This is a genomic window from Rhizobium sp. NRK18, from assembly GCF_024385575.1.
GTDB lineage: Bacteria > Pseudomonadota > Alphaproteobacteria > Rhizobiales > Rhizobiaceae > JANFMV01.
In genome coordinates, this window is the sequence record NZ_JANFMV010000001.1 from 2,353,150 (window position 1) to 2,375,429 (window position 22,280).

The 22,280-nt window shown below is 62.3% G+C and carries 17 protein-coding genes, 1 tRNA gene and 1 pseudogene; 12 read left to right on the forward strand and 7 right to left on the reverse strand.

Annotated elements, in window-relative coordinates:
• Window positions 1-25: 25 nt before the first annotated feature.
• From NN662_RS10975 to NN662_RS10990, 4 genes and pseudogenes are all read left to right on the forward strand, one after another.
• Window positions 26-1,051, forward strand: a complete 1,026-nt coding sequence (locus tag NN662_RS10975; protein ID WP_261930300.1) for a LacI family DNA-binding transcriptional regulator — start codon at window positions 26-28, stop codon at window positions 1,049-1,051.
• Window positions 1,052-1,145: 94 nt separating this feature from the next.
• A tRNA-Leu gene (locus NN662_RS10980) sits at window positions 1,146-1,230 on the forward strand.
• 207 nt (window positions 1,231-1,437) lie between these two features.
• Entirely contained in the window at window positions 1,438-3,684 is a 2,247-nt protein-coding gene (locus tag NN662_RS10985) for a KAP family NTPase (RefSeq protein ID WP_261930301.1), read from the forward strand.
• An 83-nt stretch (window positions 3,685-3,767) separates the two neighbouring features.
• Window positions 3,768-3,869 (forward strand): annotated as a pseudogene (locus NN662_RS10990) (pyrophosphatase); the annotation flags it as partial.
• 42 nt (window positions 3,870-3,911) lie between these two features.
• Here NN662_RS10990 and wrbA read toward each other — a convergent pair.
• Window positions 3,912-4,511 (reverse strand): NAD(P)H:quinone oxidoreductase type IV, encoded by a 600-nt coding sequence (gene wrbA / locus NN662_RS10995; RefSeq protein WP_261930302.1) that lies wholly within the window; start codon window positions 4,509-4,511, stop codon window positions 3,912-3,914.
• 251 nt (window positions 4,512-4,762) lie between these two features.
• Between wrbA and NN662_RS11000 the strand changes: the two genes are divergently transcribed.
• Window positions 4,763-5,515: a competence/damage-inducible protein A gene (locus tag NN662_RS11000; RefSeq protein ID WP_261930303.1), complete on the forward strand. Its 753-nt coding sequence runs from the start codon at window positions 4,763-4,765 to the stop codon at window positions 5,513-5,515.
• Between the two features lie 14 nt (window positions 5,516-5,529).
• On the opposite strand, the gene NN662_RS11005 is transcribed toward NN662_RS11000, so the two are convergent.
• Together NN662_RS11005 and NN662_RS11010 are read right to left on the reverse strand one after the other, a co-directional pair.
• The gene (locus NN662_RS11005; protein WP_261930304.1) at window positions 5,530-6,699 is read right to left on the reverse strand and encodes a DUF1501 domain-containing protein; all 1,170 of its coding nucleotides are present in this window, start codon (window positions 6,697-6,699) and stop codon (window positions 5,530-5,532) included.
• Between the two features lie 10 nt (window positions 6,700-6,709).
• Window positions 6,710-8,179: a DUF1800 family protein gene (locus NN662_RS11010; protein WP_261930305.1), complete on the reverse strand. Its 1,470-nt coding sequence runs from the start codon at window positions 8,177-8,179 to the stop codon at window positions 6,710-6,712.
• Window positions 8,180-8,415: 236 nt separating this feature from the next.
• Here NN662_RS11010 and NN662_RS11015 point away from each other — a divergent pair, with 236 nt between their 5' ends.
• Complete coding sequence (locus tag NN662_RS11015; RefSeq protein ID WP_261930306.1) at window positions 8,416-10,389, forward strand: putative bifunctional diguanylate cyclase/phosphodiesterase; 1,974 nt, start codon at window positions 8,416-8,418, stop codon at window positions 10,387-10,389.
• Window positions 10,390-10,483: 94 nt separating this feature from the next.
• On the opposite strand, the gene NN662_RS11020 is transcribed toward NN662_RS11015, so the two are convergent.
• The gene (locus NN662_RS11020; RefSeq protein WP_261930307.1) at window positions 10,484-11,749 is read right to left on the reverse strand and encodes an MFS transporter; all 1,266 of its coding nucleotides are present in this window, start codon (window positions 11,747-11,749) and stop codon (window positions 10,484-10,486) included.
• A 350-nt stretch (window positions 11,750-12,099) separates the two neighbouring features.
• Here NN662_RS11020 and NN662_RS11025 point away from each other — a divergent pair, with 350 nt between their 5' ends.
• Complete coding sequence (locus tag NN662_RS11025; RefSeq protein WP_261930308.1) at window positions 12,100-12,657, forward strand: NADPH-dependent FMN reductase; 558 nt, start codon at window positions 12,100-12,102, stop codon at window positions 12,655-12,657.
• Window positions 12,658-12,671: 14 nt separating this feature from the next.
• Here NN662_RS11025 and NN662_RS11030 read toward each other — a convergent pair whose 3' ends face one another.
• Window positions 12,672-13,025 carry a DMT family protein gene (locus tag NN662_RS11030; protein ID WP_261930309.1) on the reverse strand — a complete coding sequence of 118 codons (354 nt, stop codon included), beginning with the start codon at window positions 13,023-13,025 and terminating at the stop codon, window positions 12,672-12,674.
• A gap of 242 nt (window positions 13,026-13,267) precedes the next feature.
• Between NN662_RS11030 and NN662_RS11035 the strand changes: the two genes are divergently transcribed.
• Window positions 13,268-14,110 (forward strand): RDD family protein, encoded by an 843-nt coding sequence (locus NN662_RS11035; RefSeq protein ID WP_261930310.1) that lies wholly within the window; start codon window positions 13,268-13,270, stop codon window positions 14,108-14,110.
• Here NN662_RS11035 and NN662_RS11040 read toward each other — a convergent pair.
• Window positions 14,107-15,336 carry an endonuclease/exonuclease/phosphatase family protein gene (locus NN662_RS11040; RefSeq protein ID WP_261930311.1) on the reverse strand — a complete coding sequence of 410 codons (1,230 nt, stop codon included), beginning with the start codon at window positions 15,334-15,336 and terminating at the stop codon, window positions 14,107-14,109. The genes NN662_RS11035 and NN662_RS11040 overlap by 4 nt on opposite strands.
• A 187-nt stretch (window positions 15,337-15,523) precedes the next feature.
• On the opposite strand from NN662_RS11040, the gene NN662_RS11045 reads away from it, so the two are divergent.
• Together NN662_RS11045 and NN662_RS11050 are read left to right on the forward strand one after the other, a co-directional pair.
• A complete protein-coding gene (locus NN662_RS11045) occupies window positions 15,524-15,874 on the forward strand; it encodes a cupin domain-containing protein (protein WP_261931941.1) in 351 nt (116 codons plus the stop codon).
• 206 nt (window positions 15,875-16,080) lie between these two features.
• Window positions 16,081-16,521, forward strand: a complete 441-nt coding sequence (locus NN662_RS11050; protein WP_261931942.1) for an Ltp family lipoprotein — start codon at window positions 16,081-16,083, stop codon at window positions 16,519-16,521.
• 695 nt (window positions 16,522-17,216) lie between these two features.
• Here the strand turns inward: NN662_RS11050 and NN662_RS11055 are convergent.
• Window positions 17,217-18,263 (reverse strand): potassium channel family protein, encoded by a 1,047-nt coding sequence (locus tag NN662_RS11055; RefSeq protein ID WP_261930312.1) that lies wholly within the window; start codon window positions 18,261-18,263, stop codon window positions 17,217-17,219.
• A gap of 213 nt (window positions 18,264-18,476) precedes the next feature.
• Here NN662_RS11055 and uvrB point away from each other — a divergent pair, with 213 nt between their 5' ends.
• Window positions 18,477-21,413 carry an excinuclease ABC subunit UvrB gene (uvrB, locus tag NN662_RS11060; protein WP_261930313.1) on the forward strand — a complete coding sequence of 979 codons (2,937 nt, stop codon included), beginning with the start codon at window positions 18,477-18,479 and terminating at the stop codon, window positions 21,411-21,413.
• 586 nt (window positions 21,414-21,999) lie between these two features.
• A complete protein-coding gene (locus tag NN662_RS11065) occupies window positions 22,000-22,203 on the forward strand; it encodes a hypothetical protein (RefSeq protein WP_261930314.1) in 204 nt (67 codons plus the stop codon).
• Window positions 22,204-22,280 lie beyond the last annotated feature (77 nt).

Here is a 22,280-nt window from a genome sequence, read left to right on the forward strand (position 1 = left end):
CTCAAAAACACCTCAAGGTCGTCCCATGAAGCCGCCCTACCCTCTGAAGGACATTGCGTTCCAGGCGGGCCTCAGCCTCGCCACCGTCGACCGTGTGCTGCACGATCGGCCGGGCGTGCGCAGCGTCACCCGGCGCCAGGTCGAGGCGGCCATTGCCGAGCTGGAGCGCCAGTATTCGACCGCCGGCCTCGCCGGACGCCGCTTCGTCATCGATATCGTCATGGAAACCCCGACGCGCTTCTCCAATGCCGTGCGTGCCGCCTTCGAGGCGGAGCTGCCGGGCATGCGGCCGGCCTCCTTTTCCGCCCGCTTCCACGTGGCCGAGACGATGAGCGAGCGCGATCTCGTCTCGGTGCTTGCCGCCATCCGCCGGCGCGGCAGCCACGGCGTCATCCTCAAGGTGCCGTCGACGCCGGCCATGGCCGACATGGCGCGGCAGTTCCTGGAGGCGAAGATACCGGTCGTCACCCTCGTCACCGACCTGCCCGCCGATGTCCGCACCGATTATGTCGGCATGGACAACCGCGTCGCCGGCGCCACCGCCGCCTATCTTCTTGGCCGCATGGCCGGCCCAGAACCGGGCAAGGTGCTGGTCACGCTGTCGAGCGCGCTGTTTTCCGGCGAGGACGAGCGCCAGAAGGCCTTCCGCGCCGCGCTCTGCGAGCGCTTCCCCCATCTTGAAGCCGTGACGATCTCTGAGGGACACGGCGTCGACCGCACGACGAAGACGCTCGCCCTGAAGGCGCTGGAAGCCCATCCCGACATCCGCGCGGTCTATTCCGCCGGCGGCGGCAACCGCGCCATCCTCGAGGCCTTCGACGACCAGATGCGCGCCTGCCAGGTGTTCGCCGCCCACGATCTCGACGCCGACAACCGTGCGCTGCTTTCCGCCGGCCGGCTGACCTTCGTCATCCATCATGACCTGCGCCAGGACGCCCGCAGCGCCTGCCAGACTGTGCTCGCCTATCACCGCATGCTGCCCGCCGAATTCCGGATCGCCCCCTCCCGCGTCGCGGTCGCCACCCCCTATGACGTGTCGGCCGGCGACTGACACAACCCGCCCGATCACTTCCCGCGCCAACCAGCCTTGACGAATCCGATACCGTCGTCAAAGAAGAATACGGCGCATTTGATAGCGCCTCAGTGCGGACGTGGCGAAACTGGTAGACGCAAGGGACTTAAAATCCCTCGACCTTGGTCGTACGGGTTCGACCCCCGTCGTCCGCACCAATTTTAGGTTTTCGGCCACAGCGACTGCTAAAGCCTTGAATAAAAAGGTGGTTTGTGCGCCTCGAAAAATCAACTTAGGGTCATGCAGAAAATCAACATTCGCAAAGGTCTGCCGGAATAAAGATGCTATCCCTGACGTAACTTTCTGCCTGCTGCGTGTTGCGCGACAGTAGGATAGCATTAAGAATTGAATACGGGGGATTTAAGTTGGATGACATTCAGCATCGTAAATTGGATGCGGACCGGCCCATCAACTCAACCGCGTTGGATCGGTTCGGCTTTTGCGATGTCGCTAAAAAATTGGCACAATCCGTGGTGTCAGCGGCAGCTCAGCAAGGCATGGTCATCGCGATTGAGGGAAAGTGGGGCTCCGGAAAATCCAGTCTTACCAACTTGCTTAAGCTTGAAATAGACGGCGATACCACGAACAACGTCTCTGTGATATCGTTCTCACCTTGGCTTATTGGCGATAAGGCTAGTATGGTCGTGGCTCTAATAGGGGCTATAGCAAAAACCTGCGAAGAACTTGAGAAGCGATCGCCAGAGTTCCAAGATGAAAGTTTGCTCCAAAGGGCTAGGAAACATTCTCCAAAACTTGCGGAAAACCTCAGATCCTTTGGAGTTGCGACCAGCAGGCGCATTTCACCCCTTCTCAGCATGGCTGGCCTATTCAATCCGGCCTTGGCCGTCGCGGGTGCTGCCGTATCCAAGGGAGGAGACCTGTTAGACGCGTGGGCGGCCGACGACTCCCTCGATAAAAAGAAGGCAGACATTTCAGCGCAGCTAAATGCACTATCTCACCGCTTTGTCGTGTTGATAGATGACATGGATCGATTGGAGCCAAGTCAGGCAAACGAAGTTATTCGGCTTGTCCGATCGGTGGCCGACTTCCCTAACGTCATTTATGTTCTTTGCCATGACAAAGAAATTCTGTCTCACGCAATTGAGCAGAGCTTGGGGGTAAAAGACGGCAATGCTTATCTGCAAAAAATAATTCAAGTGTCCTTTAGCATTCCGCGACCAGAGCCCTTCGATCTTCGGCAATGGTTGCAAGAGGAATTGCTGGTTCTCTATGAAAAAGAAACGGGAGTCGAACCTGCCAAAGATTTGCTGGATGACCTCCAAACCGCTGTGAGCACCGTTGGGTCACTTCTTCAAACGCCCCGCGATGTAAAAATGGTTCTCAACTCGGTCAAATTCCATTTCCCCCCGGTGAAAGACAGCGTCTACTATCCCGATCTTTGTTGGCTCCACCTCAGAAGAATCTTAGATACCGAACTCTATGCTTTGATCGAGCGCTATCTTCCCGAGTGGGCCGTCATAAGCCAAGGTTATGCACGACCATCCTCTGATGAGACGAAAGCTTTCACCGACGATCTGGAAAGGAGGCTGACTAACGACGATAGCGATTCATTGCACTCCATCTGGTCGCTTACGGACTATGTGCCAGGAATCCGCAAAAGCAGTACGCAGGAAAGGAAATACGACATATTCGCTGAGATTTCAGACAAGGAAATACAAGCGTTAGAGTCCCGCAAGCGTTTAGGCAGCCCTTCTCATTATCGCTACTATTTTGCGTTTTCTCCTCCCAAGGGGTCGCAGACTGAGAGCGAATTCGAAGCTATGATTGCCCTTGCCAAAATCGGGACGAATGAGTTTCGTAGCAAACTTGTCGCTATGTCACTGGAGCGCCGTCCCGTAGGTGGCTCTTGGCTCGACTATTTCATCGACAGGGTACGCCGTCAAAATATCCACGAATGGGAAACTGATACCCTCGTACACTTCTGTCAAGTTATTGCAGATGTGATGGATGTCGTCGGAAACTCAAATGTGGTTGTAAGATTTCTAGGAAGGAACCAAGTTTCTCAGCAAGCACGCATCCTTGTCTATAACATGCTTTCGATACTGCGGCAGCAAGACACCAAGCTTTTTGACGCAACTTTCAGGCAACTCGTTCAGAATGGGGCTGCGATCGGTTGGCTGGTGGAGGAATTCATCAATTCCGAGTTGCGGCGTCATGGAAAAGTCGGCGATAACCCGCAACCGGAAAACACATTCCTAACAACTCAAGAGCTCGCTTTCGCAATAGAAAGGCTACTCGGTCGCTTGAAGGATGCGAACGTGCGCGAAAAATTGGAGCAAGTACCTGATTTGGCATCCACGCTTTTTAGATGGAAAGAGCTCGACAATAATAGCCTTGAAGAACCTAAGAAATGGTTCCTTGAACATACAAGATCGAACGAGCAATTTGTGCGAATTCTCAATAGAATGCGTGGCTGGAGTTCATCGACAGACGGAATAACACGCCCTTTGAACAGAAGAGATGTAGCTCCTTTCACGGATTGGGAGCAAACTAAGATTCGGCTTAAACAGCTTGCTGGAAATACGTCAGAAGACCCCTCAATCACTCGACTGGCTCAAGAACTTGTTTCCGAAATCCGCGAGCGAGATTGAGAGCCGATTTTCCGGAAGCCGCCTGCGGACTGTCTTGCTGAAGAGAGACGAGCCACAGGCTTCGGACCGGGCCGAATTTATAGGCCGATCTCATCGGCCATGTGCTGCTTTTCGCCCTTGCACACGACATCGACCTCGCCCCCGCCATCGAGCGCAAATGGAAATTCAGGCCGGAACGCCCCTGAGCGTCCCGGCCTGATCATCGTTTCGCGTTGTCGCAGTCCGGCTTATGCCGACAGCTTGGCGGCGATCTTGGCGACGTGGGCGCCCTGGTAGCGGGCGGCTTCGAGTTCGATCTCGGAGGGCTGGCGCGAGCCGTCGCCGCCGGTGATCGTGGAGGCGCCATAGGGCGAGCCGCCCTTGATCTCCTCAAGGCCCATCTGGCCCTGGAAGGCGTAAGGCAGGCCGACGACGACCATGCCGTGGTGCATCAGGGTCGGGATGAAGCCGAGAATGGTCGATTCCTGGCCGCCGTGCTGGGTGGCGGACGAGGTGAAGACCGAGCCGACCTTGCCGACCAGCTTGCCGGCAGCCCAGAGACCGCCCGTCTGGTCGATGAAGTTGCGCATCTGCGAGGCGACCGTGCCGTAGCGGGTGCCGGCGCCGAAGATGATGGCGTCGTATTCTTCCAGTTCGGCCGGGGTGGCGATCGGCGCCTTCTGGTCCATCTTGTAGTAGGAGGCCTTGGCGACTTCCTCGGAAACGAGTTCCGGAACGCGCTTGACGGTGACGTCGGCGCCGGCGGACTTCGCGCCTTCGGCGACGGCATAGGCCATGGTTTCGATGTGGCCGTATGCGGAGTAATAAAGAACCAGTACCTTTGCCATTTCAAAATATCCTTCGTTGTCAGAACTGTGTGGGTCGAGATCTGTTGACGGCAATCTAGGGCTTTCGTCCGCCATTCCTAGAGCCGCAAACGGTGACGCACTGTTCACACCGGCAACGCCAAGTTTCACTTGCGCGCATGGTCGCACCCCATTCCTGCCGCCTCTTCGCCCCGCCCGCCGCCTTCATGCCGCATTTGCAAATCGGCAAAACGGCGCTACCTATGGCGCAACATTTCATCAGGACACTTCTCATGACCACTGCCACCGTCGTCACCGCCGCCATGCTCGCCATCGGCGACGAGCTGCTTTCCGGCCGCACCAAGGACAAGAACATCGGCCAACTCGCCGAGGTGCTGACGCTCGCCGGCATTGACCTGAAGGAAGTGCGCATCGTCGCCGACGACGAGGAGGCGATCGTCGAGGCGCTGAATGCGCTGCGGGCGCGCTACACCTATGTGTTCACCTCCGGCGGCATCGGCCCGACCCATGACGACATCACGGCGGATGCGATCTCCAAGGCCTTTGGCCTGCCCTGCGTCCACGACGACAAGGCAATGGAACTCTTGGGCGCCATGTACGAGCGCCGCGGCCTGGAATTCACCGACGCCCGCAAGCGCATGGCGCGCATGCCCGAGGGTGCGGCCCACATCCCCAATCCGGTCTCCACGGCGCCGGGCTTCATCGTCGGCAACGTGCATGTCATGGCCGGCGTGCCGTCGGTGTTCGAGGCGATGCTCGACGCCGTCGTGCCGACGCTTGCCACCGGTTCGAAGATGCTGTCGGAATCCGTCCCCTGCCCGCATGGCGAAGGTGATATCGGCGGCCCGCTCGGCGATATCCAGAAGGCCCATCCCGACACCTCGATCGGCTCCTATCCGCGCTTTTCGGAAAACCGCTTCTCCACCGAGATCGTCGTGCGTGGCCGCACCACGGAAGCCGTCGCCGCAGCGGCTGCCGATGTCCGGCAGATGATCGCGGCGCTCGACCGCAAGAAGGCGGGCTGAGCCTTCCTTAGCGCTCAGATGTAGGGCGCGCTGCCGGAAAACTGCAGGCCGGGAAAGACGTCCCGGCCGAGCGCCGAGGCGCTGACGCCGAACTGGCTGTAAAGGGCTGCCGCCGCCACCTCGCGCACGTCGGCTGTCGGCATCAGGTCGCGCTGCTCGAACAGCGACGCGTCGTCGAGACCCGGCCACTTGCCGATCACCCGGCCGCCGGGAATGGCGCCACCGGCCATCACCGCCACGCCGCCGGTGCCGTGGTCCGTGCCGCCGGTGCCGTTCTGGCGCGCCGTACGGCCGAATTCCGTCATCGCCACCACCACCGTCTTCGACCAGACCTGCGGACCGAGCGTCGCCTTGATGGTGGTGATCGCATCGGCAAGATCGCCGGCGACCTTTTGAAACTGTGCCTTCTGGCTGAAATGCGTGTCCCAGCCGTTGATCGAGAAACTGGCGATGCGGAATTCCTTCAGGAGAAAGCCCGCCGCCAGCCTGGCGGTTGCGGCAACGCCCTTGCCCTTGTCGGGGCCGCGCAGGAGGTCGCTGTATTTATCGGCGCTGGTTGCCTCCTCGATTGCCGCGCTGAAGGCGGGATCGGAGCGGTAGAGCCGCTTCAGAAACTGGATCTGGTCGTCGTTCAGCGACAGGTCGGCATCGCTCGACCAGTTGGCGGCGCGGTTGGCGCCGGACAGGATCAGTTCCGACGACGCGGCAACATCGATGGCATTGGCCTTGCCGCTGCCGGGAATGACGGACAGTGTCCGGTTCAGCCAGCCGGTCCGCTCGCCGTTGACGCCCTCCGAGCCGGTTTCAAGGATATCCTGGCCGTCGAAATGGCTGCGCCCGTCGCGGTACGGCGTCGACACCGCATGCACGAAGCTCAGTTCCTTCGCCTTCCAGAGATCGGCAAGCCCCGCAGCGGCCGGATTGAGCCCGAAGAAGCCGTCGAGATCGATCAGCCCGGCATCGGGCGACAGCGCCAGATCGGGACGCAGCGTCTTCAACAGCGGATCGCCGTAAGGCTGCACGAGGTCGAGCCCATCCATAGCCCCGCGCAGCACGATGGCGATGAAGCGGTTGTCGCCGGGGGCTGCGGCGAATGTCACCTTGGTCAGCAGCGGCGAAGCGGCCGCACAGCAGGCGCCGGCCAACAGACCCCGGCGGGTGAGCGAAAAGGGAATGGCGTTCATGACGGTCTTCCTAGCGACGGTTGAATTCGGGGGACGCAAGCACCAGCGTCAGGCCATAAGGCCGGCTTGGCGCCTGCGAGACGACCTTGCGGGTGTTGTCGCCGGCAGCATCCGCCAGCACCGCATCGACGAAGGCACGCGGATCCCGGTCGCCCCCGAACAGCTGTACGGCGTTGCGACACCAGGCGATGCGCTCGGTCAGCTGCGAGGCGTTGATCCATTCCTCGGCGCGGTCGCCGAAGCCGGCCGGGCTCGACGGGTTCCAGATCGGCTGGCCCATGCGGTTGATGGCCGCCACCGTCAGGTTGCGCAGCCGGCGCCGGCGTTTGACGTCATCCTTTCCGGTCGGCTGCGGCGCCATCATCGACATGTCGTTGCCGCCCATCGCCTCCGCGCCGTCCTCGTCGGTCATCCCGGCCATCAGCGGCGACGCGGCGACGTCGAGCGCCCTCAGTCCCGAGACGACGAATTCGAACGGCCGCTTGGCCTTGGTCAGCGGCGCCTTCAGCTGATCGGGATGGGTCAGCAGCACCTTGTAGACTTCGCTCAGGTCTCCGTCGCTTTTCTCCCATGCGGCCTCCATGTCACCGACCAGGGACTGCGGCGGATCGTCGGCGACAAAATGGCTGGCGAGCTTCAGGCAGATGTGGTGGCGGGTGCGCGGATCGGCGGCGAGATCGGCCAGAAGGTTCGTCGTGTCGGCCATCTGGCGTTTCTTGCCGCCATAGTCACGATCGAGTACGGTAAAGTCGCCCGGCTGGGCCAGCCGCGGACGATAGACGGCCTCCATCGCCTTCCGGTCGACGGTCAGCCCTGTCAGCACCATGGCCGCCTGGCGCACATCCGTCTGGGTGTAGCCGCTATGGGCGCCGAGCGTATGCAGTTCGATCATCTCGCGGCCAAGGTTCTCGTTGATGCCGCGCTTGCCCTTGCCATCGGCCACAGCCAGTGAATCCGGACCGACCGATGTCGCCTGGTCGAGATAGAAGAGCATGGCGGGATGCGTCACCGCCGCCGTCAGCAGGGTCACGAAGTCGCCGGCGACGTTCGGCCGGATCGCTTCCGCCTCGAACAAAGGCACCATGGCCGCCGTCATCAGGTTCTTGGCCGTGCTGACGGAAAAATGGTCGAACCAGAACGCGACCAGCCGTTCGTAAAAGGCGTTCGGCGAGACGACCGGCTGCAACAGCCGTTGCGACAGCGTCTTGCGCCCGGCCCGCACCAACGTCCTGCGATAATCCCGGACGGCCGCGCGCTGCGTCGGATCGTCCTTGGCCGCACGCTGGAGATCGGCCATCTCGGCAGCTGCGTCAAGGGCCTGCGACCGGTACGCTTCGATTGACGGCATGAACAGTGGCGGCTCGCCGGCGGCGGTCTGCAGTTCCGCCATCAGCTGGTCGGCATTGGCGGTTACCGGCGTCGTCGCCGACCGGCCGAAGCCAAAGCGCATGGATGCAATTGTCGAAAATTCCAAGGGCACTGCTCGCCTCCCGATTGACGGAAAATGCCCCACACACGTTTATGGTCGCCGACAAATGCGACAAAATTGAAGCCGGTCGCCTGCCTTCGGCATCCCAACATCTGGGGAGACCCGCCAAATGTTAATATTCTGTTGTGAATCGGCCCCTACAATTTTTGACTGCATCCAATCGCTGCAATCAGGCTCCGGCGCGGTTTGTACGATGCGACGCGTTTGAATCGGGCAACAAATCCAACATGGCAAAAGCGGAAGATCTGCGGCGCAAACTGAGAACCGCACAGGCCGAATCTATTGCAAGCAACATGTATCTCACGCTGGCGGTGAATGGCTTCATCGCCATCTCTCTGGGACTGGTGCTTCATGGCGCGGCAGACGACTGGAAAATCGCCAGTTGGCTCGGCTGCGTCGTTTTCATCAACGGCGCCAGATATGCATTCCTTCAGGCGTGCAAACGCTACAAGCTGATGCGCCGCGATCCGGATCGCGTGCTGCGGGCCCTGGTCGCCGGCGCCCTCGCTTCGGGACTGTGCTGGGCGGGTATTCCGCTCTTCTTCCATGACGCCGCGAGCGGCACCTATCACGGCCAGATCTTCTTCATCATCACCGGCGTGGCAGCGGGTGCGATGATCCAGAGCACAGCCTATGCACGCCACGCCATCGCCTTTTTCGGACCCGTGCTGCTGGCAACCGTCTTCACCTTCCTCCAGGCCGGAGACATGCTGCAGACCGTCGTCGGCATCAACGCCTCCATGCTGCTGATGTTGATGACCCGCGCCAGCCTGAAGAGCGAGGCCGCCTATGTCGCGGCCCAGAACGCGGCGCTGACGGCAACCTCCCTTGCCCGATCCCTGTCGCAGGCCAACCGGGAGATCCAGAGCAAGAACGGCAGGCTCGAGGTTCTTGCAAACCGCGATCCGCTGACAGGCCTGGTCAATCGCTCCGTGTTTCACGACCGCCTGAAACAGATGGTGGAGGCGTGCCAGGACAATCGATGCAAACTGGCTGTGCTGGTGCTCGACCTCGATCGCTTCAAGTCGATCAACGACATCTACGGGCACCATGCCGGAGACCGGGTGCTCATCGAATTCAGCGAACGGATCATGGAGTGCGTCACGCCGGACGATCTGGTCGGCCGGTTGGGCGGCGATGAATTCGCCATCGTGATCGCCGGCCCGGATGCGCCAGGCCGGGCGCGGCAGGTTGCCGAGGCAATCGTCAGCCGCGCTGCCGACCCCGTCACCATTGCCGGGCGTCGCGCGACCATCGGCACCAGCGTCGGCATCGCCCACTATCCCGAGCATGCCTCGAATGCTTCGGACCTCTTCACCTTTGCCGACATGGCACTCTACGAGGCCAAGGCGCTCGGTCGCCGTCGGGTCGTGTCCTTCAACGATACGCTGTGCAACCGCGTCCAGCGCGAACGGCTGATCGAATCCAGCCTCGAACAGGCGATTTCCAGCGGCGAGATCCGCGCCGTCTTCCAGCCTCAGGTGGTCATCGGCACCGGTGAAGTCATCGGCTTCGAGGCACTGGTGCGGTGGACCAGCCCGACGCTCGGCGAAGTCAAGCCGGCCGAGATCGTCGACGCGGCAAACGTCGTCCATCACTCGCGGGCGCTGACCGGCCTGATGGCCAACGAGGCCTGCCGGCTTGTCGCCCTTCTCGACCGTCGCGGTCTTCCGCACGCGACCGTTGCCGTCAACCTGTCACCGCGCGAATTCGCCAGCTACTCGCCGTCGGCGCTGCTGACCGAGACGATTGCACGCCATGGCGTGCGTGCCTCGCGCATCGAGGTGGAGATCACGGAAGAGGCGCTGCTCGACACGAAGTCCAGCGAAGCCGAGCTGAAGGCGCTCGACCAGGCCGGCTTCAAGCTCGCCGTCGACGATTTCGGCATGGGTCACTCCTCCTTCGCCTATCTCCTCGACTTCAAGATCGACGTCCTGAAGATCGATCGCTCCTTCGTCCACGGCATCACCACCAATCGCCACAATCAGGCACTGGTAACCGCGCTGATCAGTGCCGGCCGGGCGCTCGACATCGATGTCCTGACGGAAGGCGTCGAGACCGTTGAGGATGCGGAAACGCTGCGGCTGCTCGGCTGCCGCCTTGCCCAAGGCTATCTTTACGGCAAGCCCATGCGGATCGAGGACATCGAGGGCTGGCTCGACCAGAGCACGTCCGCGCACCATCCTTTCGCCAAGACCTGATCGCCCGAACAGAGAGGCGCCCCCGCCCCACCAGGACACGAAAACAGCGGGAGGCCATGGGCGCTCCCGCTGCATTTTCCTTTCAATCGACGCTTCAACTCCGGGCGGCATGCCCGATATCAGGAGCCGGGCCCGGCACCGGGCGGGGTTCGCCGAAGGCGACGTTGTGCTTCTCGTAGCCGAAGCCTGCCAGCAGCGCGACAGCAACAGCCACCACGACGGCGACGACGATCAGCGCCAGCGCATAGTCGCCGTTCCAATGGGCGGCAAGGCCTGTCTGCAGCGTCGCGTTGCCGGAGGCGAGCAGATTGCCGAGCTGATAGGCGAAGCCGGGGAACGTGCCGCGAACCTCGTCCGGCGACAGTTCGTTCAGGTGAACCGGGATAACGCCCCAGGCGCCCTGGACGAAGAACTGCATGATGAAGGCTCCGACGGCAAGCAGCACGGCATTGGGTGCATAGGCCCAGAGCCAGGATGCCGGAATGGCGAGGATGGCGGCAAGCACGATCGCCCGCTTGCGGCCGATCTTCTGCGAGAAGGCGCCGAAGACGATCCCGCCGATGATGGCGCCGATATTGTAGACGATGGCAATGGCGCCGACCGTGTAGCTGTCATAGCCACGCTGGGTTTCGAGGAAGGTCGGATAGATGTCCTGCGTGCCGTGGCTTAAGAAATTGAAGGCGGTCATCAGGAACACGGCCCAGACGAACAGCGGCACGTTGCGCTTCAGAACGGTCAGGAACGGCTCGCGGCCGCGCTTCTGCTGCGCCACGAAGGCCGGCGATTCCTCGACGTTGCGGCGGATGTAGAGCACCAGCAGCGCCGGCAGCGCGCCGACGAAGAACATGCCGCGCCAGCCGACGATCGGGAACAGGAAGAAGAACACCAGCGAGGCGAGCAGGTAGCCGGTCGGATAGCCCGCCTGCAGCAGGCCGGAGACGACGCCGCGCGATTCTTCCGGCACGGTCTCCATCGTCAGCGATGCGCCGACGCCCCATTCGCCGCCCATGGCGACGCCGTAGAGCATGCGCAGCACGATGAACATGGTCAGCCCCGTGGAGAAGCCGGACAGGAGTTCGAACAGCGAATAGAGCGCCACGTCCGCCATCAGCGTCGCCCGCCGCCCGAAGCGGTCGGAGGCAAGCCCGAACAACAGTGCGCCGAGCGGCCGCATGGCGAGCGTCAGGAAGATCGCGATCGACACATCCGGAACGCTGGTGTGGAATTCATCGGCAATGTGCTTGATGACGAAAACGAGGATGAAGAAATCGAACGCGTCCAGCGTCCAGCCGAGAAAGCTGGCGATGACGGTTCGGCGCTGCTGCGGGTTCAGCGCCCTGAGGGACTCCAAAATGGACATGGCAAAACTCCTCCTGTTGCGACCGGCACACCGAAGCTTGAGCTCCGGATGCCGCCACTGGGGCATGGATTAAAAATCTGAAACAATGTGGCGGCGGGTGCCGGCTCGCCTTCGGAGGTGTGACGGGCGGAGGTCAGTCGGGCGACGGGCCGCGTTTCCGGGAGGAAACAATCAGCAATTGGGGCGATTTGGTGGGCCGGCAACCGACTGCGACAAAATGGCCGCGACACCACGCTCCGCCGACGCGCCAACGGCCGGAAAAACGACAGCCGTTGACGCCGCCGCCTCAGCCGGTATTCCTTGTCGTGCGGTGCGTCGCAACCGCCGGAAAACGGCAGAAGGAGATCGGAATGGTAAAGCTGATTGGCGTTTCAGGAAGCCTGCGCAAGGGCTCGTTCAACGCGGCACTGCTGGCCGCCGCCACCGGCCTGATGCCGGAGGGGGCGACGCTGGAGGTCGGCACGATCCGCGGCATTCCGCTCTATGACGCCGATCTCGAGGCCGAGCACGGCATTCCCGACGCCGTCGCGACGCTGAAAGACCAGATCGCCGCCGCCGACGGTCTCCTGATGGTGACGCCGGAATACAACAATTCGATGCCGGGCGTCTTCAAGAACGCGATCGACTGGCTGTCGCGCCCGCCTGCCGATATCGCTCGCGTCTTCAGGGGCAAACCGACCGCGATCATCGGCGCCTCGCCCGGCGGCTTCGGCACCATCCTCTCGCAGAACGCCTGGCTGCCGGTCCTGCACACGCTCGGCGCGGAACACTGGTCGGGCGGTCGCCTCCTCGTCTCGCGCGCCGGCGGCGTGTTCGATGCCGACGGCAGGCTTTCAGACGAGAAGATCGCCGAGCAGCTCAAGGGTTTCCTTGCCGGTTTTGCCGCGCATGTGGCAGGGCGCGGCTGAACCGGTTTTCCGCCCTACCCCTTGAACACGAAGCCCGAACCGATCGCGATCAGCGCGAAGCCGATGGCGTGGTTCCAGGTGAGGCTTTCCTTCAGCCAGAAATAGGAGAAGCCGGAGAAGACGGTCAGCGTGATCACTTCCTGGATCGTTTTCAGCTGCGCCGGCGAATAGGCGTAGGAGCCGATGCGGTTGGCCGGCACCGCCAGGCAGTATTCGAAGAAGGCAATCCCCCAGCTCACCAGGATGACGATATAGAGCGGCGCACCGCGAAATTTCAGATGGCCGTACCAGGCAAAGGTCATGAAGACGTTCGACGCGCACAACATGAGGATCGGCCAGAGATAGGCCGGGGAGAAGCTGAATGCCATTGCGGGGCTCCGGGGACTTGAGGAATGTGCCGGCAAGCAAATAGCACGGCGGCAAATTCCGGCAAGCGCAATGTGAGGCTCGCGACCACCTGACACGCATGCGACGGCGCGTCTTGCCCGACCTCGAAACGCGATAATGATGAATGTTTTCACAACGCCAGACCGCAAGAACCGACACTTGATTACCCGCTGCGGTTGCGCCATGGTCGCATGGACATCACCCGCCGGAGTCTCCCCGCCCTATGTCTTTCGATCAGGATTTCATGCCGCCACGTCTGGCGTTCCGCCGCTTCTTCGCCTTCCTCGTAGACGGCATGCTGTGGGGTGCTGTGGCCAGTATTTTATTCTATATCCTGGGCTTTGCCGTTCCAGCCGTGCATTTCTACAACAATGCCCTTATTCCTTGGGGCAATCATTGCGAACCCGCCAACGTAGGGGAGCCGCTCACCCGTACGATCGAGGAGCTCTGGCCATTGGCCGAGGGAGAAACCCGGTTTCACACCGTCTGCAGCATGAACGGCGTTCTCGCTCCGCCACGGCGCATACTGCACAGCGGCACGACCCGGACGGAAGACGGCATCGTCCAGACCCGCACCCTGTCCGTTTTCATCATGCCCAACGGCCAGCCGGCCTTCCCGAACCCGTTGGTGGGAGCGTTCGTCACCTATCTTCCGCCGTTTCTCCTACCCGTCGTCATTGGCCTTTTCACCGGTTTCAGCGGCCGAACGCCTGGCAAGCGCCTGATGCGCGTCAAGGTGATCGAGAACGGCAAATACATGTTCGACAACCATCCGGACGTGACGACCGCCATTGCCCGGGAACTGGTCAAGTTCTGGCCCTATCTGGGTATCATCGCGATTTCCTTCGGCGCGTTGTTTCTTGCCGCCTCCGGGAAGCCGGATACCGTCGCCGGCCTCGTCGCGGCGGCGCGCGCATTGGCGGTTCCGGTCGAGATCAGCCTCTTCAGCATCGTACTTGCGGCCCTTGGCCTGCTCTGCCTGATCTGGTGGCTCGGCCCGCTCCTCTTCTGGCGCGGGCGCATGTGGTACGATTCCACCATCGGCTGCCGGGTGGTGCGTCGCTAACCCGCCCCGGCCAGCCCGGCCAGATATTCGTCGGCGAAGTCGATATCCAGTTCGACGAAAAGCGGGAAATGATCGCTGATCTGGAAGGTCCGCCATTCCTCGAGGTAATAATCCTCGCGCAGCGCGGCATCGGCCAGCCGCGCCTCCTGCAAGGCGAGCGCATTTTCGGCTGTCTTCCTCTGCCCTTCGGCGCGCTTGCGGGCGCTGGCGCTCAGGTCCGGCTTCTCGAGCTTTTCCGTGAGCGCGGTGATCTCCGCCTGTGCCTCGGCCTTGCGGCGTTCGGTCAGGTCGATGATCACCTCGTCGAACAGCGCAAAATCCTCCGGTCGGAACACCGAGATGAACGGGTTGAAGACGCCATGCGCCTTCTCCGATGCCGGGTCGGCCAGCATCACCCGTTTCGGATCGGGCATGAAGGAGATCTGGTCGTAGAACTTGGTCTCGTCGGTGTTGGAGCCGATCTTGTTGCGGAAAACCTCGAAGCCATGCTTTTCCAAGGCGTCGAAGGTCCGGTCCTTGTAGCCCTCGATGTTGAAATCGCCGACGAGGATATGGGCGCGCTCCGTATCCGCCTTCGCCTGTCCCGCGATGAACTTGGCGACCGCGTCGATCTCCTTCACGCGCCGTTCGAACTGCGGCGAGTTCGGCGCGTCGTCGCCGAAATAGATATGCACGGTGGCGAAGGCGAACTTGAACCAGCCGGCCTGGAAGGTGCAGGAGAACGGCGTGCGGGCGAACTGCCGCTGCTTCGTGCCGTCGGAAATCTGGTCGTCGAAGGGCAGCACCAGTTCACCCGCTATGCCGCTGAAGCGCACCTTGTTGCGGTCGAAGACGAAGGCCAGCCGCTCGCGGTTGCCGCCGGGGCCGAGCGTCACATCTGTCATGATGAAATCATAGGCCGGCCCGAGCGTATCCATCAGCCGCTCGAAGGGCGTAAGATCGGCGCAGATCTCCTGCACCGCCAGAATGTCGAAGGCGGAGATGATCTCGGCCAGATAGAAGAAGCTTTCGGGATGGCGCGGCCCGTGACCGAAGCGGTTGTCGTCGAAATTGCGGATGTTCCAGGTGCCGAGCAACAGCGTCTTGCCGACCTTGCGTTCCGGGATCTTTTCGAGCAGCGACGCCCGAAGCCGCGCCAGCCCCTCGATCGCCCCTTTGAGCCGAAGCCCCCGCTCCGGCTCCGGCAGATCGCGAAACGCATGTTTCAGACGCCAGTAAGCAACCATGTCCCACCCCCGTTGTGGACCGCGCGAGATTGCAACGGAGAGTATAGCCGGGATTTGGCGGTTTGACGATGGCGGGGTCTCTCCTTCTCCCCGCTTGCACGAACGTTCAAGATGGACGAGCGGCAGTCCGCTAGCCTGCCCGTATCGACATCGGAGCAACGGCCACATGAACAAGACCTAGGAGGCAATCACATTCGCAGACAAGATCGTCAAACTGACGGACCTCTGGCAACCGCGCGTCATTGCCGAAATGAACGACTACCAGTTCAAGATCGTACGCATCGAAGGCGATTTCGTCTGGCACGACCATCCCGAAACCGACGAGACCTTCATCGTCCTCAAGGGCAGCTTGCAGATCGACTTCCGCGACGGCGCGGCGACGGTCGAGCCGGGACAGATGTTCGTCGTGCCGAAGGGGATGGAGCACAAGCCCTATGCGGCGGAAGAGGTCCACATGCTGCTGATCGAACCGCGCGGCACGCTCAACACCGGGCACGCCGGCGGCGAACGCACCGCGCAGAACGATCTTTGGGTGTGAGTGCGGCGCAAAACCGACGACAGATGGCAAGACGCTTGCGCCGCCTCACCTTCTCCCCGCCAGCGGGGAGAAGGTGCCCGGCAGGGCGGATGAGGGGCTGGGCACAGGACATACTGGCACTGTCCAACATGCCAATAATAGCTTGACGGCAGAATTTGAGCTTCTGGCAGTCTTAGGAATTTCAGCGGGAATAATACTTGATCATCATGGGAGCACGTACGATCCTGAGACCTGCAAAGATCAGAGAGAGGCATGTGACAATGATGTGCAACCATATTGGCAAGATTATTTTCTGGATAGCCCTCATGGGAACTTCAATTGCGTCCGCAGAAGATTTAACCGGCCCACAGCAAAATGCCGCTAGATCAGCTATGAATTACCTAAGCATGACGGGATTTTCCCGAGCGGGTCTTATCGAGCAGCTGTCGTCATCCTACGGAGATCAGTATGACGTTGCCGACGCTACAGCTGCAGTGGATAGCCTGTCCATCGATTGGAATGAGCAGGCGGTACGGTCTGCGAAGCAGTATCTGCAAATGATGGGATTTTCGTGCAAGGGCCTCGTTCAGCAGCTTTCCGCAAATTCTGGTGATAAATACACTAAAAGTCAGGCCACCTACGGAGCTCAACATGCCGGAGCCTGCTAAACCATCATCATTACCCTTGTCACCTGTGAAAGGCCGGCCTTGATTGACTGAACGACTGGTGCATATCGAGAGCGGCGCAACGCCCCTTTCTTAGCCGACCTTTGCCTTCTCCCCTTTTCGGGTCGAAATAACAATGTCGGACCATCCCTTCTCCCAGCCTGCAGGGAGAAGGTGCCCGGCAGGGCGGATGAGGGGCTTGGCGGCAGCCGCCATACATCAAGCCGCCGCTGGCCTTCGCCAAAAATACCCTCACTTCGTGCGGCCTTGCCCCTCACCCTGACCCTCTCCCCGCAAGCAGGGAGAGGGGACGGCATCACCCGTTTCCTGCCGCGTTGCTGAGATGCCCCGCCACCGATCCGCTGCGTCATGCTGAACACTGGCCACGCCGGCAACGAACCCACCGCGCAGAACGGGCTTTGGGTCTGAGTGCGGCGCAAAACCGATGAAAGCTGGCACCGCGATTGCGGAACGTCCCCTTCTCCCCGCTTGCGGGGAGAAGGTGCCCGGCAGGGTGGATGAGGGGCAGATAGGAGGCGTCGTCTGTCAAGCCGCCGCTGGCCTCCGCCAAAAATACCCTCACTTCGTGCGGCCTTGCCCCCCACCCTGGCCCTCTCCCCGCGAGCAGGGAGAGGGGACGGACCCTGTCTCCTGCCGCATCGCTGAGAGACCTCGCCGCCGGCACCGCGTCCTACCCCCTACCCCTCACCCGCCTGCGCCTCGGCCTCGAACAGCGCCCGCGCCGCCGAGCCGCTGCGGCCGATGATGACCATGCCGTCGCCGCCGAAGAGTTTTGTCGCCGGCGCCGGGGCGGTCACGGCGTCGCCGTCGCGGCGGTTGATCTGCACGACGAAGAACTGGCCGTTGGCCCGCCGCTCGACCGTCTCGACGGTGATGCCGTCGGCGGCGCTGTCGTGCGGCACCACCACCACTTCCATTTCCAGCCCCAGGCCGTGCAGCGAATGGTCGAGTTCCTGCATCTCGATGCTCGAGCGCAGGAAGCGCGAGGTCTGCGGATAGAGGATCATCTCGGCGATGCGCTCGGCGCCGATATGGGCCGGCAGCACCACCTTGTCGGCGCCGGCCTGCTTGAGCTTGTTTTCCGTCGACGGCACCTCGCCGCGGGCGATGATCTCGATTGCCGGATTGAGGCTGCGGGCCGACAGCGTGATGAAGACGTTGGCGGCATCGTCCGGCAACACGCAGGCGAGCGTGCGCGCCCGCTCTATGCCGGCGCTCTTCAGCGTCTCCTCGCTGGTGCCGTCGCCGACCATGCACAGATGCCCGAGTTCGCGCACGGCCTCCGCCCGGTGTTCGTCGACCTCGAGGATGACGAACTTTCGCCCGGCAGTCTTCAGCTCCTTGGCGAGCATCAGGCCGATGCGCCCGAAGCCGACGATGATGACGTGGTCGCGGAGCTTGTCGATTTCCGTTTGCATGCGCTTTCCTCCGAAAATCTGCTGCAACTGGCTGATGGTCAGGAACTGCACCAGCGCACCGGTCAAGAGGATGGTGCCGGTGCAGCCGAAGATCATGGTCAGGATGGTGATGGTGTGCAGGTAGGAGGTGTCGATCGGGTGCACCTCGCCGTAGCCGACGGTGTAGACCGTCAAGAGCACCATGTAAGAGGCATCGACGAAGCTCCAGCCGGCATGCATGTAGGCGAGCGTCGCCACCGCGACGACCAGAAGGTTGAACGCGATGATGCGGTTCAGCGTGCGCCCGGGTTGCCCCAGAAGGTTCATGCGTCATCCCCCGGACCGTAGCCGATTCCCTCTTTCGCCGGGTCCGCGGCCAGTATTTCACCACCCGATGGGAATGCAAGACGCGGGCGGGCGCAAGATGCCGGCGCGCTTGACAAAACCGGGTGACAGTTTCTGTCAGCAGCGCCATGCCTGTTGCCATTTTGTACTTCCCCGCCCCTTTCCTTTTCACCCGGCTGCCTCCATATTCCGGCCATGGCCAGATCACCGAAAAAATCCGCTCCGCCCTCCGGTTTTGAAGAGGCGCCGCAATCCTCCTTTGAGGGCGCACCGCTCACAGGCGACGTGTCCGACTGGGTGCGGCAGCTGGAGGCGGAAGCCGAGGCGGCGGCCGTCGAGAGCCAGCGCGAGATCGCGTCGAAGGCCGGCAAGCACCGCAAGAAGGTCGAGAACGAGGCCCGCAAGCACGCCGAGAAGGTCGAAGCGAATAAGACGGCCAGCGCCAACAAGAACGCCACCGTCGCGAAGACCTCGCGCGGCGTCTCCATCGGCGCGTCCTCCGACCCGAAGACGCGCGCCGCCGCCGGTCTCAATCCGGTCGCCGGTCTCGACGTGTCGCTAGAGGATGCCGCCGCGCTCTCCAATTCCGGCGTCACCGCCACCGTCGAGGCGCTGTCCAAGCTGATCGAGAGCGGCAATCCGCTGTTCAAGGACGGCAAGCTGTGGACGCCGCACCGGCCGGCACGGCCGGAGAAATCCGAGGGCGGCATCGCCATCGAGATGGTCAGCGAATACCAGCCGGCCGGCGACCAGCCGACGGCGATCAAGGATCTCGTCGAGGGGCTGGAGACCGGCGAACGGTCGCAGGTGCTCCTCGGCGTCACCGGCTCGGGCAAGACCTTCACCATGGCCAAGGTGATCGAGGCCACCCAGCGCCCGGCCCTCATCCTGGCGCCCAACAAGACGCTCGCCGCGCAGCTCTATTCGGAGTTCAAGAACTTCTTCCCGCACAATGCGGTCGAGTATTTCGTCTCCTATTACGACTACTATCAGCCGGAAGCCTATGTGCCGCGCACCGACACCTTCATCGAGAAGGAATCGTCGATCAACGAGCAGATCGACCGCATGCGCCACGCCGCCACCCGCGCCGTGCTGGAGCGCGACGACGTCATCATCGTCGCCTCGGTCTCCTGCATCTACGGTATCGGCTCGGTCGAGACCTATACGGCAATGACCTTCCAGATCCAGCTCGGCGACCGCATCGACCAGCGCCAGCTTCTCGCCGATCTCGTCGCCCAGCAGTACAAGCGCCGCGATATGGATTTCCAGCGCGGCTCCTTTCGCGTGCGCGGTGATACCATCGAAATCTTCCCGGCCCACCTGGAGGATGCCGCCTGGCGCATTTCCATGTTCGGCGACGAGGTCGAGCAGATCACAGAATTCGATCCGCTGACCGGCAAGAAGACCGGCGACCTGAAATCGGTGAAGATCTACGCCAATTCGCACTATGTGACGCCGCGCCCGACGCTGAACCAGGCCGTCAAGTCGATCAAGGAGGAGCTCAAGGGCCGCCTCGCCGAGCTGGAAAAGGCCGGCCGCCTTCTGGAAGCCCAGCGGCTCGAGCAGCGCACCCGCTACGACATCGAGATGCTGGAGGCGACCGGCGTCTGCCAGGGCATCGAGAACTATTCGCGCTATCTGACCGGCCGCAATCCCGGCGAGCCGCCGCCCACCCTCTTCGAATACATCCCCGACAACGCGCTGATCTTCATCGACGAGAGCCACGTCACCATTCCGCAGATCGGCGGCATGTATCGCGGCGACTTCCGGCGCAAGGCGACGCTGGCCGAATACGGCTTCCGCCTGCCCTCCTGCATGGACAACCGCCCGCTGCGTTTCGAGGAATGGGACGCCATGCGGCCGGACACCATCGCCGTCTCGGCCACCCCCGGCTCGTGGGAGCTCGAGCAGTCCGGCGGCGTCTTTGCCGAACAGGTCATCCGCCCGACCGGCCTCATCGACCCGCCGGTCGAGGTGCGCTCGGCCCGCACCCAGGTCGACGACGTGCTCGGCGAGATCCGCGAGACCGCGCAGAAGGGCTACCGCACGCTCGTCACCGTGCTCACCAAGCGCATGGCCGAAGACCTCACCGAATACCTGCACGAACAGGGCGTGCGCGTGCGCTACATGCATTCCGACATCGACACGCTGGAGCGCATCGAGATCATCCGCGATCTCCGCCTCGGCGCTTTCGACGTGCTGGTCGGCATCAACCTGCTGCGCGAAGGCCTCGACATTCCCGAATGCGGCTTCGTCGCCATTCTCGACGCCGACAAGGAAGGGTTTCTGCGCTCCGAAACCTCGCTGGTGCAGACCATCGGCCGCGCGGCGCGAAACGTCGACGGCAAGGTCATCCTCTACGCCGACAACATCACCGGCTCCATGGCCCGCGCCATGGAAGAGACCACCCGCCGCCGCGAAAAGCAGCTCGCCTACAACGAGGAGCACGGCATCACGCCGGAATCGGTCAAGGCGAAGATCTCCGACATCCTCGACTCGGTCTACGAGCGCGACCATGTGCGCGCCGACATTTCCGGCGGTTCGGGCAAGGGCTTTGCCGATAGCGGCCATCTGGTCGGCAACAACCTGCAGTCCCACCTCAACGCGCTGGAAAAGCAGATGCGCGACGCCGCCGCCGACCTCGACTTCGAGACCGCCGCGCGGCTGCGCGACGAAATCAAGCGCCTCAAGGCCGTCGAGCTCGCCTCGATGGACGATCCCATGGCGCGCGAGGAGGCGCGGAGCGTGGAGAAATCCCCCTCTGGCCCTGGGGGCCATCTCCCCCACAAGGGGGGAGACAGGGCGCGAGCGGCAGCCCCGCGCACGACGGACTCCCTCCCCCCTGTGGGGAGGGTTGGGGAGGGGTCAGGAGACACCGCCACCTACTTCCGCAAGAACTCCCTCGACGAAATGACCGTCGGCCGCACCGAAAAGCCGGTGACCGGCAAGATCCCGCCGAAGCCGGCGGATAGATCGATCTCCCCCCTCACGGGGAAGGTTGCCGACGGGCAGGACAAGGACGACCCCCGGCCGCTCATCCGCGGCAAGGTCGGCGCCGGCTCCTACGAGGACCCGGCCGACGTCAAGCGCAAGTCCCGCACCAAGGGCAAGACCGGCCGCCCGGGGCGGTGAGTGCCCCACCTCTCCCCTTGCGGGAGAGGATACAAAATCAAGGCCTTGGCGCAGCCAAGTCTTAGATTTTGTTGGTGAGGGGGTGATACGCGGCCGCCTTTGCCGATGAACCGATCCTGAGAGCCGTTTGAAGCCGCGAACGCGCGGAGCTCAGGCGCAGCTCCGGGGATGACAATTGCCAGCCTACCCCCTCTCTTGGAATTTCAAGCACTTACCGCTTCGCGCTAAGACGCTGAAATTCCATTCTCCCCCGCCAAGGGGGAGATGGCACCCCGCTCTTCACAAACTGATTCAACGCCCTGCCAAACCGATTCCGGAAACGCCGCCAAGCCGTTCAAATCGGAGTCCTTTCCGCGCCCGGCCCACCGCCCAGCCCGCCGCATTCGGCGCCCGGATCCCGCCACCGGAGCCGCCGCCAGGCGCGCCCAGCCCTTCGCGTGGCTTCGGGCGTTCGGCGATGGGATCGATTCACTGGATCGATCGCTCCGCTGCGCGGACCGCGCCTCACAATGTCAGGAAAATGCCGCATAGTCCGCGCAGGGAATCCGTGGCACTTTAGCGACGGACCAGCAGCGAAAGGCACGCCATGTCAGACATCGGCAGCATATTCTCCCCCACCGATCTCCTCCTCATGGTCCTGATTGCCTGCGCCCCCGGCACCTTGCTCGGCACCGCCATCGGCGCCTGGGTCTACCCCCGCCACCGCATCACAGGCGGCCTCGTCGGCTTCATCGCCGGTTTCGCCGTGTCGTTCGGCGCATGGGCGGCGTATTTTGCAGTGGTGAAGTGAGGGCACAACGAATTTCCTGAGCGTGATCGGTGTCCGTGAGAGTTGCAACGGAAATTCGTCCATTTGGTATCGAAATA

What these genes read in the sequence shown, in the direction of transcription:
- NN662_RS11035 (WP_261930310.1), top strand. Translation starts at nt 13,268, where the DNA reads ATGTCTTTCGATCAGGATTTCATGCCGCCACGTCTGGCGTTCCGCCGC.
- NN662_RS11005 (WP_261930304.1), bottom strand. Translation starts at nt 6,699, where the DNA reads ATGAACGCCATTCCCTTTTCGCTCACCCGCCGGGGTCTGTTGGCCGGC.
- NN662_RS11025 (WP_261930308.1), top strand. Translation starts at nt 12,100, where the DNA reads ATGGTAAAGCTGATTGGCGTTTCAGGAAGCCTGCGCAAGGGCTCGTTC.
- NN662_RS11000 (WP_261930303.1), top strand. Translation starts at nt 4,763, where the DNA reads ATGACCACTGCCACCGTCGTCACCGCCGCCATGCTCGCCATCGGCGAC.
- wrbA (WP_261930302.1), bottom strand. Translation starts at nt 4,511, where the DNA reads ATGGCAAAGGTACTGGTTCTTTATTACTCCGCATACGGCCACATCGAA.
- NN662_RS11020 (WP_261930307.1), bottom strand. Translation starts at nt 11,749, where the DNA reads ATGTCCATTTTGGAGTCCCTCAGGGCGCTGAACCCGCAGCAGCGCCGA.
- NN662_RS11050 (WP_261931942.1), top strand. Translation starts at nt 16,081, where the DNA reads ATGGGAGCACGTACGATCCTGAGACCTGCAAAGATCAGAGAGAGGCAT.
- uvrB (WP_261930313.1), top strand. Translation starts at nt 18,477, where the DNA reads ATGGCCAGATCACCGAAAAAATCCGCTCCGCCCTCCGGTTTTGAAGAG.
- NN662_RS10975 (WP_261930300.1), top strand. Translation starts at nt 26, where the DNA reads ATGAAGCCGCCCTACCCTCTGAAGGACATTGCGTTCCAGGCGGGCCTC.
- NN662_RS11065 (WP_261930314.1), top strand. Translation starts at nt 22,000, where the DNA reads ATGTCAGACATCGGCAGCATATTCTCCCCCACCGATCTCCTCCTCATG.
- NN662_RS11030 (WP_261930309.1), bottom strand. Translation starts at nt 13,025, where the DNA reads ATGGCATTCAGCTTCTCCCCGGCCTATCTCTGGCCGATCCTCATGTTG.
- NN662_RS11040 (WP_261930311.1), bottom strand. Translation starts at nt 15,336, where the DNA reads ATGGTTGCTTACTGGCGTCTGAAACATGCGTTTCGCGATCTGCCGGAG.
- NN662_RS11055 (WP_261930312.1), bottom strand. Translation starts at nt 18,263, where the DNA reads ATGAACCTTCTGGGGCAACCCGGGCGCACGCTGAACCGCATCATCGCG.
- NN662_RS11015 (WP_261930306.1), top strand. Translation starts at nt 8,416, where the DNA reads ATGGCAAAAGCGGAAGATCTGCGGCGCAAACTGAGAACCGCACAGGCC.